We start from the raw sequence: 14,093 nt of genomic DNA on the forward strand, positions 1-14,093 counted from the left end.
AGTTTTGAAGTTTATAAAATATTCCTACCTTTGCAACGGCAAGTCCTAAACAACCAGCTCCTGAGAATCCTCCAGGGTGGGAACGCAGCAAAGGTAATCGGTCGTAGCGGTGTGATTTAGGTAGCTTGCCATTTTTTTTTGATTTAAAGTAAGAAGAGAGGTAATTTGATAATTATCTTTTTTTGTTTTTAATACCTTACGCATCATTTTCATTTTTCTAATTTTCAGATTACCTCCGGTTTCGTTATTGATTAAAATTCGAAAGTCTCCCCCAATTTTGGTAAAACAAGTTCTACATTTTTATCAGCAAAATGTTTTAATGCACTTTCATGGTTAATTTCAATAGCAGGGAAAGTATCAAAGTGACATCCGATTACTTTCGGTGTTTTTAATAGTTCTGCTGCTGCAAAAGAAGCTTTTCTGGGGCACATTGTATAATGGCTTCCGATGGGAAGAATAGACAGATCAATGTTTCCGTATAATCTCGGAAACAGCTCCATATCCGCCATTACTCCAGTATCACCTGCCAAATAGATGTTTTTACCTTCAGGAAGTCTGAAAATATATCCTACAGGAACGCCTCCATAGCTTCCATCCGGGAAAGAACTTGTATGGTGAGCCGGAACCATGGAAATTTTAAGATCGTCGATTTTTGCCGATCCTCCTAAGTTCACATCATCTTTATTTTTAGCCTGCTGGAAATAACCGCATACTTCAGGAACTCCAATGATGGTAGCATCCGGATGATGCTGTAATACTTCTGCTACATCAGCAATATGATCACCATGTGCATGAGTCAACAGAATGTAGTCGATTTTTTGAGCAGCGATATCAAAACCTGATTCTGCTTTTTTGTAGTTGTAAAAAGGGTCGCTCAGAATTGTTTTGTCCTTATACGTGAACAGGAAACAATTTTGCCCTAAGAATTGTATTTTCATTTTAAATTTTAGTTTAAATTTTTAAACACAAATGACTCAAATAATTTCACAAAGAGCACAATGAGATTAGTGACATTTGTGAAATTATTCGTGCCATTTGCGTTTTCTTTAATTTGTTATTTCGATGGGAATTTATCTTCAATTAATCTGAGATTAATTCCATGTTCCAAATAAGCTTTACACCCGTCTAAAACTGTCGTAAAACCTCCTGTATTGTCATTAATTACTTTAAGCAGATCTTCACCCGTTTGGCTGAATCCATAGCTTTTAACGATAACAAGAGTTCCTTTTTCCATGGTTTTGAATTCATAGTCCACGTTGGTTGAAGGCTCTCCCCATTCTGTTCTGATCAGCTGATTCGGAATGATCTCGTGAACCTTCACTACGTTTTTCACGCCGTACATTTCCCATTCCCAGGTAATAGTTTTACCTTCTTCCAATTTTCCGGTAGATTTTGTAAACCAGAAATGGGTGGTTACTTCCGGATTGATAAATGCTTCAAAAACATCTTCAATCGGTTTTCTGATAAGCATTTGAGCTTCAACATAGACATTAGAACTCATGATATAATATTTTGGATTAGTTAAATAAATTAAGTCCAGCTGCTGTAAGAATAGCCATCACAAAGGTCATGATTCCCACCTGCTTTAAATATTGATCTAATTCCTTCGGTTCTTTTACAGACAATATCTTTCTTCTTAATTTTGATAGTGGAAACAACAGAATCATTACGATGAAGACGTAATAGTTTTGCTGCTGCATAAATCCATTCATTCCTAAAAATACAAGAATAAGTAGTAAAGGAAGTTGCAAAAGAACCATTTCATAGATCATTGCATTTTTGAATCCGATCCTCAATGCAAAGCTGTTTTTCCCTGATAGTCTATCACTTTCAATATCTCTCATATTGTTCAGGTTAAGAACAGCCATACTCATCATTCCAACAGCTGTTCCTGGTAATAATATATCCCAGCTGAAAGTTTTTGTAAATAAGAAATAGCTTCCACATACAGAAACCAGTCCAAAGAAGATAAACACAAAAATATCTCCCAATCCCATGTATCCGTAAGGTTTTTTACCTACAGTATATCCAATTGCTGCAAGAATACATGCTACGCCCAGTCCTATGAAGATATAGAATTCATTCATATAGTTCGGAATGAAAGCTACGTATAGCAAAGCAATGGTAGCAATGAAAGATAATGCTGCGAAAAGGATTACCGCATTCTTCATTTGTTTCGCAGTAATTTTTCCTGATGCTACAGCTCTTGCTTCTGCTTCATTGATTCTTTTGGCGTCGGTTCCTTTTACTCCATCCCCATAGTCATTGGCATAATTTGATAAAATCTGGTATAAAAGGGTAACCAAAAGAGCAAACGCAAGGATTTTCCAGTCCCAGATTCCTCCTTCTCCGTAAAGTCTCCATTTTGCAATGAAAGCCCCCATAATAATCCCGCTTAGGGAAAGCGGTAAAGTTCTTAGCCTTGCGGCTTTTATCCAATCCGTCATAAATTTATAAGTAATAGGCAATGGGTAATAAATAATGAAAAATATTGCTCATTACTTATTACTCATCACTCATGTTATGATATCCATTGATCTTCTCCGAAGTTGGGCTTTCTTTTTTCAAGGAAAGCATTTCTTCCTTCCTGAGCCTCTTCTGTCATATAGGCAAGACGGGTTGCTTCTCCTGCGAAAACCTGTTGCCCTACCATCCCATCGTCTGTAAGGTTCATGGCAAATTTCAGCATTCTGATAGAAGTTGGAGATTTAGCCAAAATTTCCTGAGCCCATTCGTAAGCAGTATCTTCTAATTCTGCATGAGGAACTACTTTATTTACCATTCCCATCTCGAAAGCTTCCTGAGCAGAATAATTTCTTCCTAAAAAGAAGATTTCACGGGCTTTTTTCTGCCCTACCATTTTAGCAAGGTAAGCAGAACCGTAACCACCATCAAAACTAGTAACATCAGCATCTGTTTGTTTGAAAATAGCATGTTCTTCACTTGCTAAAGTAAGGTCACATACTACGTGAAGTGAGTGTCCTCCACCAACTGCCCATCCCGGAACAACTGCGATTACCACTTTCGGCATGAAACGGATCAGACGCTGAACCTCAAGAATATTCAAACGATGCCTTCCATCTTCTCCTACATATCCCTGATGTCCTCTGGCTTTTTGATCACCTCCACTACAAAATGCCCAGCCACCGTCTTTAGGGCTAGGTCCTTCTCCTGAAAGTAATACAACTCCTATTGAAGGATCTTCATAGGCATCATAAAAAGCATCGTATAATTCTGAAGTTGTTTTAGGTCTGAAAGCATTACGCACCTCAGGTCTGTTGAAAGCAATTCTTGCTACTCCGTTAGATTTTTTATAGGTAATATCTTCGTATTCCTTGGCGGTTTTCCACTCGATCATCTTAAAAAAATTTTTCTCAAAGATACGGAATTACAGAGAAATTCTCAGGTTGAAATTTAAGGTTCATCTCTATAAAAAACAGAAATTTTGAATGCATGAATTCGGCATGAAGAATTTTCAACAGAAACTGCATAGCAGAGTTGAATAAATTAAACCTAACAGGTTTTAAAAACCTGTTAGGTTTATACATCATAACAGATCTAAAAACTCCTGCATAAAAAATAAAATCCGGATAAGAAGCTCAGTCAACACTTTCTGTTTACAATAAAAAAACCGGAACATTTCTGTTCCGGTTTTCATATCTGTTATTGTAAAAAAATGATTATTTTGCTCCAGCAGCTGTAAGTTCAGCTTCTTTAGCTTTCATTTCTTTAACTTTATCCACGTTTTTAGTTACTACATAAATTTCTTTTAGAGCAGTAACAGCTTCAATATTTTTTGGTGCTACTTTATACCATCCTTCTGCAAATGGTAATGCTTTAGCAAATCTTTCTCTTCTTGCATCAATTAATTTAGAAGCCTCGTCTGGCTTATCTTTTCTTAATGCATTAATATCTGCTACTACTTTAGAATCATCACCAATTGTAGTATAAACCAAATTCTGGTAAGCATCAGCAAAATCAGGTTTTAATTCGATTGCTTTCTTAAATGCTTCTAAAGCATCTGCAACTGTTTCAGGTTTTTTGCTCTGCATTACACCTAAATTAAACCAGCTTACTGCATCATTTGGGTTTTTAGCCAATTGTTCTTTCAATCCTGCAACAAATTTTTCTGTGTTTCCTGACTGAAGATATGCTGTAGTTTGAGCTTCTTTAAGCTTAGCATTGTTCGGGAATTTAGCTAATCCCTTATCAATAACCACAAGTGCTTCATTAGCTTTTTTAGCATTCAGAAGTAATGAAACTAAGGTTTCATACAAATCAGTCTCTATACTCTTAGATTGTTCAGTTTTGAAATCAGTATAGTCTGAATTTTTCTTCATCACCTCCCAAGTTGCTTTATCAAAGTTCACAACCTGACCACTTTTCTTTTCTTTTGCAGTATATGTAGTTTCTACACCTGTAAACCCTGAATTCACAAGATCTGTATATATTTTGATAGACTGGTCACTGTTATTAGCTAACGCGTGGCTAAGTCCTGCATAATACATATATATTTTATTGTCCTGACCGCTGGATTTTAATAAGTCATAAACTTCAATAAACTTAGGTGCTGCTGCTGCATAGTTTTTTGCATCATACGCAGCCATCGCTGCTTTGTTGGCTTCCTGAAGCTTTGCATTCAGAGCATTTGCATCTTTTTGTCCGAAAACAAAAGCAGACGCCACGATAGCCATTCCTAAAATTAGTTTCTTCATAATAACTATTCTATATTTAATTGTACAATTTATTCTTCAGAATCAGAATTCTCATTTTCCTCTGCCGAATTTTCATTTTCAGCCTGAGGTGTTACATTGTCATTTTCCTGGTTATCAAATAGCGATCCTACAACTCCTTCTTCTGTTTCTTCAAGTTCTTCAGAATCTTCTTCTACATCTTTATCCATTTCTACTTTTGCAATGGCTGCAATTTCGTCATTTTTCTTAAGGTTGATCAGTTTCACTCCCTGAGTATTTCTACCCATCACTCTCATTTCATCCATTCCCATTCTGATCGCAACACCGGATTTGTTGATAATCATCAATCCGTCTTCGTCTGTTACATTCTGAATAGCGATAAGATTTCCTGTTTTTTCAGTGATATTAAGGGTAATAACTCCTTTTCCTCCTCTGTTGGTAATTCGGTAGTCTTCTACTGCAGTTCTCTTTCCGTATCCTTTTTCAGATACTACAAGTACTGTTTCGTTCTCTACATCGTTCACAACAATCATACCAATAGCTTCGTCACCTTCTTCAAGCAAGATCCCTCTTACACCGATAGATCCTCTTCCTACTTCTCTTACTTTCTCCTCAGGGAAACGGATACATTTACCATTTTTAGTAGCAATCATAATCTGAGATTCTCCGTTGGTAAGGTAAGCACCTAATAACTGGTCATTATCTCTAATTTCGATAGCATTTACCCCGTTTACTCTTGGTCTTGAATATGCTTCCAATGATGTTTTCTTGATTGTACCGTTTTTGGTTACCATCACAACGCTCATTTGATTTACATATTCAGAATCCTTAAGGTTGTTCGTTCTGATATAGGCTTTAATCTTATCATCCGGTTCGATGTTGATTAGGTTTTGTACCGCTCTTCCTTTTGCTGTTTTAGAGCCTTCAGGAATTTCAAATACTCTTAGCCAATAACATCTTCCTTTTTCTGTAAAGAATAACATGTACTGGTGGTTGGTTGCAGAAACAATATACTCAAGGAAGTCAGAATCCCTTGTTGTTGCTGCTTTGTTTCCTACACCGCCTCTACTTTGAATTTTATATTCTGAAAGTGAAGTTCTCTTGATGTATCCTGCGTGAGAGATCGTAAGAACTACAGATTCGTTAGGGATGATATCTTCGATAGACATTTCTCCTCCTGAATAATCAATTTCAGTTCTTCTTTCGTCTCCGTATTTTTCTTTGATTTCGATCAATTCTTCCTTGATGATCTGGAATCTTCTCGGCTCGTTAGCTAAGATGTCTTCCAAATTTGCAATTTCTTTCATGATTGCATCGTATTCATCACGGATCTTATCAAGCTCCATTCCTGTTAAACGAGCTAATCTAAGATCTAGAATAGCCTGAGCCTGAATGTCTGAAAGTTCAAATGCTTCGATCAAGCCTTCTTTTGCAGCCTGAGGGTTTGCACTGTGACGGATAATAGAAATGGCTCTGTCCAGAGAATCCTGAGTTCCAATTACTTTCATGAATCCTTCAAGGATGTGCGCTCTTTCTTTTGCTTTTTTAAGCTCATACTGAGTTCTTCTTACGATTACCTCATGTCTGTGCTCTACAAAGTGATGAATGATATCTTTAAGGTTCAACTGCTCCGGTCTTCCGTGTACCAGTGCAATATTGTTTACACTGAAAGAAGTCTGAAGTGCCGTATATTTATATAATAAGTTAAGAACTACATTTGGGATTGCGTCATTTTTCAATTCGTAAACCACACGAAGTCCTTTTCTATCCGATTCATCTCTGATCTCGTGGATACCAGGGATTTTTTCGTCTTTAACAAGCTCTGCTGTTCTGGCGATCATTTCAGCTTTGTTCACCTGATAAGGGATTTCAGTAACGATAATCGCGTTTCTGTTTCCGATTTCATCAAAGTTAACTTTAGCTCTTAAAACAACTCTACCTCTTCCTGTATGGAAAGCATCTCTTACTCCGTCATATCCATAGATGATACCACCTGTAGGGAAATCCGGCGCAATAATGTGCTGCATCAGCTCATCAATCGTAATTTCTTTATTATCGATATAAGCACAGATTGCATCTACGGATTCTGACAGGTTATGAGGCGCCATATTGGTTGCCATACCTACGGCAATACCTGAAGTACCGTTTACCAAAAGATTTGGAACTTTAGTAGGCATTACTGTCGGCTCCTGTAAACTGTCGTCGAAGTTATTCTGAAAATCAACTGTTTCTTTGTCTAGGTCTGAAAGAACCTCATCAGAGATCTTTTTCAATCTTGCCTCGGTATAACGCATTGCTGCAGGCGGGTCACCATCCATAGAACCGAAGTTACCCTGTCCGTCTACCTGAGGATAACGTAAGCTCCAATCCTGTGCCATTCTTACCATAGCATCATATACAGAGGAATCTCCGTGTGGGTGGTATTTACCTAATACATCCCCAACAATTCTCGCAGATTTTAAATATTTTCTGTTAGAAAATACCCCTAATCCATACATACCATAAAGTACTCTTCTATGAACGGGTTTCAAGCCGTCTCTTACATCCGGTAACGCTCTTGAAACGATAACCGACATCGAATAATCGATATAAGACGACTTCATTTCATCAACAATGTTGATAGGAATCAGTCTTTCTCCTTCTTTTTGCATAAACAAATTTTATTGTAATGATATTCAAACTCTTAGCTGTAAGTCTGAAAATTATTTATTTCCAATTTTTATTAACGGGCTAATTTACGAAAAAAATGCCGATTTTTGCTGTAGAATTTATCCAAAAAAATCTTAAAAATTCATAAAAATATGAGCGTATTAAGTATAACTTTCCACTGCACGAAAGATAACCTAGAAGAATGGGAAAATTATATTGATGAAACACTGGTTTTAATGACTGAAAACCTGATGGATGTTAACAAGTATATTCTTTCTGAGGTGCACAGTGACTTTATCGAGGAAGGAAAAAATTATAATCTCCTGTTAATTTTTGATAATGAAGAATTACGTGAAGATTTCATTAAAAGTGAGCTTTTAAATATTTCTGAAAGAATTGAGAAAAAGTTTGGGCAGGAAGTGATGGTATTTAACACTTTCCTTAATCCGAAAAAATCGAGATTATAATTAGTCATAAAAAAAGCACTGAAAAATTCAGTGCTTTTCTTTTTTATCTGTGATGTCCATGACCGCGACCTTTGTGATGATGACCACGATCGTCATAAATATACACTTTCTTTACCTGGCCGGGTGCATAGTACCTTGCACTTCCGCCATAATACCTTTTGGCATGCCCGGGTGGCATTCTTCTCCCATGATGCTCATGTACCACGCAAGAGGACATCATTAAAACAACTACTGCTACCCCAGCAATTTTCAACATACTTTTCATTATTTTCACTTTTTCAATTTCGATAGCGAAATATATCAATGTTAATGCCAAAAGAAATTGAAATTAAGCTAATGTATGTTAAAACTAACGGCTCATATTTTTATTTTACAAGTGCTTTAATAGCCACTTCTCTTTTTCACCTGTCCCGGAGCATAATCTTTTGCACTTCCTCCAAACACTTTTTTAGCCTGTCCCGGAGGGATTGTATTTCCTCTGGCTCCATTGTCATGAACTACGCATGATGACAGCATAAACATCACAATAAGGACTCCTGTAACTTTAATCAAATTTTTCATTATTTCTATTTTTTCACTTATTAATATAACAAGGGTAATGCCAAAAGTTCAAAGTTTAAGGTTGGTCAATTTTGTTTCGCAAGTCAATTGTGAATTTTGTTATGAGACTAGTATGCTTATCAAACAAATTCATCATTCATCATTCATCATTCATCATTCATCATTTATAATTTTTTAAATGACTTCGCTTCTTTTTTCCATCAGAACAAGGTCTTTCCACTCACCATTAAGCTTTCCGATTTTTTTACGGACTCCTACCATTCTGAAACCGTTTTTCTGATGAGATTTGATGGCCATTTCATTTTCGGAGAAGATATTGGTCTGTAATGTCCAGAATCCGTGATCCTCGCTATCCAAAATTATCTTTTTAAGCAATACCGAACCCAATCCCTTACCTTGGTATTCGTTATCAAAATAAATGCTTACTTCTGCGACTCCTTTAAAACATTCTCTTTTGCTGACCGGTTTCAGGGCGCACCATCCTACTACTTCATTATTTTCATTTTCCAGCACCCAGCGGCAGTCATTGAAATATTCCATGCTCCAGGCTTCAGCTGTGGGAACTTCTGTTTCTAAAGTTGCGATACCGCCATCTACACCCTGCTTGAAAATCTCAAGCACGCGGGCTTCATCACTGGGAAGCATTTCTCTTAATTCGTAATTCATTGTATTTAATGGTATTTTCTTTTAAGTTTTCTTTTAATTCTTGAATAGTGGGTCTGTTTACTTTTTTCGTCCTGAGAAACAACACTGATATTCCCATCCACTTCCAACACAGAAAGCTTTACATTGTGTATGTTTTCAATTCCATGTTCTCTTATGGCTTCTTCCAATTCGCTTTCTGTAATTTTAACCCGATTCAGAGCGGCCTGATCTGCTACTCCGTCTCTGATAAGAATTACCGGTTCATCTTCCATAAAAGCCTGAAAGGAACGACTTGAAAACATGATCCTTTTCAAAATAAAATTAGCAACAAACAAAACCAATGCCGCAATAATTCCTCCCTGAAGAGAAGTGTCCGGGCCAACCATTGCATTCTGAACGGCATTTGAAATTAATAGAAGCAGCACAACATCCCCTGCATTGAGCTGAGAAAGCTGATTTTTACCAAACAAACGGATAGCGATCACCATAAAAAGGTAAACGCAGAGGGAACGGATGGCAACGTTAAGAATAGGATCCACAATTTTTTTTTATCTACTCAAATGTATCGATTTTTGCGATTCGTAAAAAATATTTTATGGACAGATTTTGGTATACATTTTGAGCTTGGGATTCTTATAAACACCACAAAAAAATAATATCAAATGAAAAAACTACTCCTCTGTTTAGGAATATTCCTGTTCTTTGTGTCTTGCAAAAAAGACAAACCACAGCCTGTCATATCTCCAGAGTCGGCCATCACTGAAAAAGTAAATGAGCTTTATACTCAATACGGTAAATCTAATGAAGCAATTTACAACCAGCCTATTCCGGATACTTTGTTTTCTCAGGATTTAAAAAAAGTTTTAGACAATGCTATAAATGCCTCAAAAGCAGATATTGAAAGGGTAAAAAAGAGTGATCATCCTGATGAAAAGCCATTAATTTTTGAAGGAGCTATTTTCTCCAGTTTGTATGAAGGATTTACCAGTTATACAATTAAATCTGTCAAGATACAGGATAAAACTGCTGAAGCATTGGTATCCTTTGAATATAGTATGGGTGCACCTAAAGAAACATGGATGGATACAGTACACCTGACCCATACAGAAAAAGGGTGGAGAGTAGATAATGTTACTTTTGATAAAATAGGGAATTCTAAAGATCTTAAAGCAAGATTAACAGAATTTGTTGAAAGTACAAAATAATAGAAAAGCCGCTTATAAAAGCGGCTTTATTTTTTTAAGGGCACTGAACAATTGGAACGTCGCTGCAAATTACTTTATTTGCCCATTCGCAAAATGTACAGTATTTTACAGGTGCTCCTCCGTACACTGACTTCAAATCTGATTTTGTCAGCTTCTTTAAATTTTTCATATAGTTTTAATTTTATGGTAGCCCAAAACTAAAACTTTACGGTTTATTGTTTATTACAACTTAATCTGATAAGTTTTCATTATTCACACATTATTGAATAATATGCAATGAATACTATCTGCTGTGGATCTCTACTGTCACAGGCATTACGTAAGTATAGGCAACCATATTTTCAGTCAGTTTTTTACGGTCTACTTTATAATCAAGGTCGCTTAATACCATTTCAATTTCTTTGCTTACGGTTTTACAGTCTCCTGTGGAGTGAACATTTACAATTTTACCATTTTTTGCAATATCAAACTTCACCACCGAATTTACGGTTCCCTGTTTGTAATCAGGATTGGTAAGGTCAAAATTGGCTTCTAATTTATTTCTGATATCGTTAAACGTTTCACTTCTACTCAGTTGAATTTCCTGAATGGTATTATGATCTGTAGTTTGAGCTTTAGCAGTGTTCAAAACAGCAGCAAATCCACAAACGAAAAGTGAAGCCATCAATATTTGAATTCTATTTTTCATAACTAACTGGTTTTAAATATTATACTAACCTTATTTTGTATCTCTTAACCAAAGTTATTAAAAATAATTCATATTAATTTTACATTCAGTTAACATTGAGTTAATATTGTAATTTAATTAACTGATTATCAGCGAAATAAATTTTTAAAATAATTGAAAATTTAATATTGGAGAGTTATTTTAAGCATAAAAAAGGCTAAACTATTTAAGTTTAGCCAATAATTATCTCTATTTTTTTATTCTGATATCTACTCCAATTCCCTCTTCAAAAACTTCCCGGTCAAACTCTTCTTAGACTTCACAATTTCCTCAGGAGTTCCCTGTGCTACAATCTGTCCTCCATATTTTCCTCCTTCCGGTCCAACATCAATAATATGGTCTGCTAATTTGATGACGTCCATATTATGTTCGATGATGATGAACGAGTTTCCAAGTTCTACCAATTGGTTAATGGCATCCATCAGGATTTTCACATCTTCAAAATGAAGCCCTGTAGTGGGTTCATCAAGGATGTAAAGGGTATTTCCGGTTTGTCTTTTTGACAGTTCGGTTGCTAACTTGATACGCTGTGCTTCACCTCCGGAAAGCGTCGTTGATTGCTGTCCCAGGGTAATATATCCTAATCCAACATCCTGCAGAGTTTTCACTTTTGCAAAAATCTTAGGAATCGGCTGGAAGAAATCTACTGCTTCATCAATCGTCATATCCAGAACGTCAGAAATTGATTTACCTTTGTAACGTACTTCCAGGGTTTCCCTGTTGAAACGTTTTCCGTTGCAGGTTTCACAATGAACGTATACATCCGGAAGGAAATTCATTTCAATCACTTTCAATCCTCCTCCCTGACAGGTTTCGCATCTTCCGCCTTTTACGTTGAAAGAGAATCGGCCTGGTTTATAACCACGGATTTTACTTTCCGGCAGCTCTGCAAAAAGGTTTCTGATATCGGTAAACATTCCGGTATAAGTAGCAGGATTTGAACGTGGTGTTCTTCCGATTGGTGTTTGATCTACATCTACAATTTTATCAATATTATCTAACCCTTCAATTTTTTTGTACGGTAACGGCTCCTGAACCGCTCTGTAGAAATGTTTGTTAAGGATCGGATACAATGTTCCGTTAATCAAAGAAGATTTTCCACTTCCTGAAATTCCGGTTACTACGACCAGTTTTCCAAGAGGAACATCCAGGGTAACATTTTTAAGATTGTTTCCTGTAGCTCCTTTTAAAACAATATTTTTACCGCTTCCTGCTCTTCTTTCTTCCGGAATTGCAATTTTTCTTTTTCCATTGATGTATTGAGCAGTGATGGTATCTGCTTTCAATAAATCTTTCGGTTTTCCCTGCCAAAGGATCTCTCCACCGAACTTTCCGGCTCTTGGACCAATATCCAGTACCTCATCGGCTTCCAGAATCATGTCTTTATCATGCTCTACCACCAATACAGAGTTTCCGATATCTCTAAGGTTTTTCAGAGAATGGATCAGCCTTTCATTATCTCTCTGGTGAAGTCCGATACTTGGTTCATCAAGGATGTACAACACATTCACCAATTGAGACCCGATTTGAGTCGCCAGACGAATCCTTTGTGATTCTCCTCCCGAAAGGGTTTTCGAACTTCTGCTCAGACTTAAATAATCCAACCCTACATCCAGCAAAAACTGAAGTCTGGTTTCAATCTCTTTTAAGATTTCATGAGCAATGATTTTATTTTTTTCTGAAAATTTATCTTTAACGTCAGCTAACCAGTCTTTTAAATCTGCTAAGCTTAATCCATTGACCTCAGCAATATTTTTTCCGTCAATTTTAAAACTTAAACTTGAAGGCTGAAGACGGGTACCATGACACTCCGGGCATGTTTCTTCTGTGGTGAAATGTCTTTCCAACAAAATGGCTTCATAAGATTCTCTCTCATCGATAATTTCTTCCATGAAAGCAATAAGACCATCGAAACCAATCTTTATTTTCTTGGTAATTCCTGCGTATTTCAGGTCTTTATTAAATTCTTTGTGACAACCGTTGTAGATATAATCCAATGCTTCTTCCGGAATATCCTGCAAAGGAGTTGTTAACCCCAATCCAAAGATTTCAAGGATATTTTTAATTTGTGACAGAATCCATTTATTCGATTTGATATCTTCCAACGGCAATAATCCTCCCTGATTGATGGATAATTTTGGATTGTCTATGAAATAATCCGTATTGATCTTTTTGATTGTTCCCAATCCTTTACAGTTCGGGCAGCTTCCTTTGGGTGAATTGAATGAGAATGTGTTGGGTTCAGGCAACGCCAAAGAATGTCCTGTTTCAGCATCCATCAGGTTTTTAGAAAAGTATTCGATGTCTGTACTTCCCAGTTTCTGAATTCCAATAATACCTTCTCCCATTTCCATCGCTGTACGCAATGATTTTTCCATTCTTCCTTCCGAAGCATTCTCTCCGATAATCCAACGGTCGATCACAATATCGATGTCGTGGGTTTTATAACGGTCAAGTTTTAAATCATATTCAATATCCTGTAATTCACCATCAATTCTTGCCTGTCCGTAGCCTTTTTTAGCCATCTGGACAAAAAGTTCATGATAATGTCCTTTTCTGGAACGCACCACTGGCGCCAAAAGCATGATTTTTTCTTTTTTATAATTTTCTTTGATGGTTTCAAGGATCTGATCTTCGGTATAGCTCACCAACTTTTGCCCTGTAGACAAAGAGTACGCATCCGAAACTCTTGCATACAAAAGACGCAGAAAGTCGTACAGCTCAGTAACTGTTCCTACAGTAGAACGTGGATTTTTATTGGTTGTTTTCTGCTCGATAGCAATAACCGGTGAAAGTCCTTCAATTTTATCTACATCAGGACGTTCCAGTCCGCCTAGAAACTGACGTGCATAGGCAGAGAATGTTTCAATATAACGACGCTGGCCTTCCGCAAAAATGGTATCAAAAGCCAATGACGATTTTCCACTTCCGGAAAGGCCGGTAATCACGACCAATTCATTACGTGGAATTTTTACATTAATATTTTTAAGATTGTGTTCACGTGCTCCGTAAACTTCTATATATTCTGTTGATTTGCTCATAATTTGGAGTGACTTTGCCTGAAAATCACAACGTGCAAAAATACGAAATTTTATAGACTTTTTTGGAATATAAAAGGGATAAAAGTTTCATAAAAAATTCTTAG

The 14,093-nt window shown here is 36.6% G+C and carries 15 protein-coding genes and 1 other RNA gene; 3 read left to right on the top strand and 13 right to left on the bottom strand.

Going from position 1 to position 14,093, the window contains the following annotated elements; genetic code table 11:
• Window positions 1-36: 36 nt before the first annotated feature.
• An RNA gene (ffs, locus tag BUE84_RS12000) (signal recognition particle sRNA small type) lies at window positions 37-134 on the top strand.
• Between the two features lie 117 nt (window positions 135-251).
• Here the strand turns inward: ffs and BUE84_RS12005 are convergent.
• From BUE84_RS12005 to gyrA, 6 genes are all read right to left on the bottom strand, one after another.
• Window positions 252-938 (bottom strand): metal-dependent hydrolase, encoded by a 687-nt coding sequence (locus BUE84_RS12005; RefSeq protein WP_079241834.1) that lies wholly within the window; start codon window positions 936-938, stop codon window positions 252-254.
• Window positions 939-1,054: 116 nt separating this feature from the next.
• Window positions 1,055-1,501, bottom strand: a complete 447-nt coding sequence (locus tag BUE84_RS12010) for an SRPBCC family protein (RefSeq protein ID WP_079241835.1) — start codon at window positions 1,499-1,501, stop codon at window positions 1,055-1,057.
• Window positions 1,502-1,517: 16 nt separating this feature from the next.
• Window positions 1,518-2,447: a 1,4-dihydroxy-2-naphthoate octaprenyltransferase gene (menA, locus tag BUE84_RS12015; RefSeq protein ID WP_079241836.1), complete on the bottom strand. Its 930-nt coding sequence runs from the start codon at window positions 2,445-2,447 to the stop codon at window positions 1,518-1,520.
• 74 nt (window positions 2,448-2,521) lie between these two features.
• Window positions 2,522-3,358 carry a 1,4-dihydroxy-2-naphthoyl-CoA synthase gene (locus tag BUE84_RS12020; protein ID WP_034697698.1) on the bottom strand — a complete coding sequence of 279 codons (837 nt, stop codon included), beginning with the start codon at window positions 3,356-3,358 and terminating at the stop codon, window positions 2,522-2,524.
• Window positions 3,359-3,680: 322 nt separating this feature from the next.
• A complete protein-coding gene (locus BUE84_RS12025) occupies window positions 3,681-4,715 on the bottom strand; it encodes a tetratricopeptide repeat protein (RefSeq protein WP_079241837.1) in 1,035 nt (344 codons plus the stop codon).
• Window positions 4,716-4,744: 29 nt separating this feature from the next.
• Complete coding sequence (gyrA, locus tag BUE84_RS12030) at window positions 4,745-7,345, bottom strand: DNA gyrase subunit A (protein WP_034697691.1); 2,601 nt, start codon at window positions 7,343-7,345, stop codon at window positions 4,745-4,747.
• Window positions 7,346-7,495: 150 nt separating this feature from the next.
• Between gyrA and BUE84_RS12035 the strand changes: the two genes are divergently transcribed.
• A complete protein-coding gene (locus BUE84_RS12035) occupies window positions 7,496-7,810 on the top strand; it encodes a DUF4286 family protein (protein WP_034697690.1) in 315 nt (104 codons plus the stop codon).
• A gap of 43 nt (window positions 7,811-7,853) precedes the next feature.
• On the opposite strand, the gene BUE84_RS12040 is transcribed toward BUE84_RS12035, so the two are convergent.
• The 4 genes from BUE84_RS12040 to BUE84_RS12055 all read right to left on the bottom strand — a co-directional run bounded on the left by BUE84_RS12040 (window position 7,854) and on the right by BUE84_RS12055 (window position 9,555).
• Entirely contained in the window at window positions 7,854-8,114 is a 261-nt protein-coding gene (locus BUE84_RS12040; RefSeq protein WP_079243931.1) for a hypothetical protein, read from the bottom strand.
• Between the two features lie 77 nt (window positions 8,115-8,191).
• Entirely contained in the window at window positions 8,192-8,332 is a 141-nt protein-coding gene (locus BUE84_RS12045) for a quinol oxidase subunit 4 (RefSeq protein ID WP_407849198.1), read from the bottom strand.
• A 213-nt stretch (window positions 8,333-8,545) separates the two neighbouring features.
• The gene (locus BUE84_RS12050) at window positions 8,546-9,037 is read right to left on the bottom strand and encodes a GNAT family N-acetyltransferase (RefSeq protein ID WP_079241838.1); all 492 of its coding nucleotides are present in this window, start codon (window positions 9,035-9,037) and stop codon (window positions 8,546-8,548) included.
• Between the two features lie 5 nt (window positions 9,038-9,042).
• Window positions 9,043-9,555: a DUF421 domain-containing protein gene (locus BUE84_RS12055; RefSeq protein ID WP_079241839.1), complete on the bottom strand. Its 513-nt coding sequence runs from the start codon at window positions 9,553-9,555 to the stop codon at window positions 9,043-9,045.
• Between the two features lie 123 nt (window positions 9,556-9,678).
• Here BUE84_RS12055 and BUE84_RS12060 point away from each other — a divergent pair, with 123 nt between their 5' ends.
• Window positions 9,679-10,221 (top strand): DUF3828 domain-containing protein, encoded by a 543-nt coding sequence (locus tag BUE84_RS12060; RefSeq protein WP_145953238.1) that lies wholly within the window; start codon window positions 9,679-9,681, stop codon window positions 10,219-10,221.
• Between the two features lie 34 nt (window positions 10,222-10,255).
• Here the strand turns inward: BUE84_RS12060 and BUE84_RS12065 are convergent, their stop codons facing one another.
• From BUE84_RS12065 to uvrA, 3 genes are all read right to left on the bottom strand, one after another.
• Window positions 10,256-10,390 (bottom strand): bacteriocin-like protein, encoded by a 135-nt coding sequence (locus tag BUE84_RS12065; protein ID WP_079241841.1) that lies wholly within the window; start codon window positions 10,388-10,390, stop codon window positions 10,256-10,258.
• A 114-nt stretch (window positions 10,391-10,504) separates the two neighbouring features.
• Window positions 10,505-10,909 carry a hypothetical protein gene (locus BUE84_RS12070; protein ID WP_079241842.1) on the bottom strand — a complete coding sequence of 135 codons (405 nt, stop codon included), beginning with the start codon at window positions 10,907-10,909 and terminating at the stop codon, window positions 10,505-10,507.
• Between the two features lie 248 nt (window positions 10,910-11,157).
• Window positions 11,158-13,989 (bottom strand): excinuclease ABC subunit UvrA, encoded by a 2,832-nt coding sequence (uvrA, locus tag BUE84_RS12075; protein ID WP_079241843.1) that lies wholly within the window; start codon window positions 13,987-13,989, stop codon window positions 11,158-11,160.
• Window positions 13,990-14,093 lie beyond the last annotated feature (104 nt).

Source organism: Chryseobacterium indologenes (assembly GCF_002025665.1).
GTDB lineage: Bacteria > Bacteroidota > Bacteroidia > Flavobacteriales > Weeksellaceae > Chryseobacterium > Chryseobacterium metallicongregator.

Coding starts and splice junctions, on each gene's coding strand:
- BUE84_RS12005 (WP_079241834.1), bottom strand. CDS start 938: ATGAAAATACAATTCTTAGGGCAAAATTGTTTCCTGTTCACGTATAAG.
- BUE84_RS12010 (WP_079241835.1), bottom strand. CDS start 1,501: ATGAGTTCTAATGTCTATGTTGAAGCTCAAATGCTTATCAGAAAACCG.
- menA (WP_079241836.1), bottom strand. CDS start 2,447: ATGACGGATTGGATAAAAGCCGCAAGGCTAAGAACTTTACCGCTTTCC.
- BUE84_RS12020 (WP_034697698.1), bottom strand. CDS start 3,358: ATGATCGAGTGGAAAACCGCCAAGGAATACGAAGATATTACCTATAAA.
- BUE84_RS12025 (WP_079241837.1), bottom strand. CDS start 4,715: ATGAAGAAACTAATTTTAGGAATGGCTATCGTGGCGTCTGCTTTTGTT.
- gyrA (WP_034697691.1), bottom strand. CDS start 7,345: ATGCAAAAAGAAGGAGAAAGACTGATTCCTATCAACATTGTTGATGAA.
- BUE84_RS12035 (WP_034697690.1), top strand. CDS start 7,496: ATGAGCGTATTAAGTATAACTTTCCACTGCACGAAAGATAACCTAGAA.
- BUE84_RS12045 (WP_407849198.1), bottom strand. CDS start 8,332: ATGTTTATGCTGTCATCATGCGTAGTTCATGACAATGGAGCCAGAGGA.
- BUE84_RS12050 (WP_079241838.1), bottom strand. CDS start 9,037: ATGAATTACGAATTAAGAGAAATGCTTCCCAGTGATGAAGCCCGCGTG.
- BUE84_RS12060 (WP_145953238.1), top strand. CDS start 9,679: ATGAAAAAACTACTCCTCTGTTTAGGAATATTCCTGTTCTTTGTGTCT.
- BUE84_RS12065 (WP_079241841.1), bottom strand. CDS start 10,390: ATGAAAAATTTAAAGAAGCTGACAAAATCAGATTTGAAGTCAGTGTAC.
- BUE84_RS12070 (WP_079241842.1), bottom strand. CDS start 10,909: ATGAAAAATAGAATTCAAATATTGATGGCTTCACTTTTCGTTTGTGGA.
- uvrA (WP_079241843.1), bottom strand. CDS start 13,989: ATGAGCAAATCAACAGAATATATAGAAGTTTACGGAGCACGTGAACAC.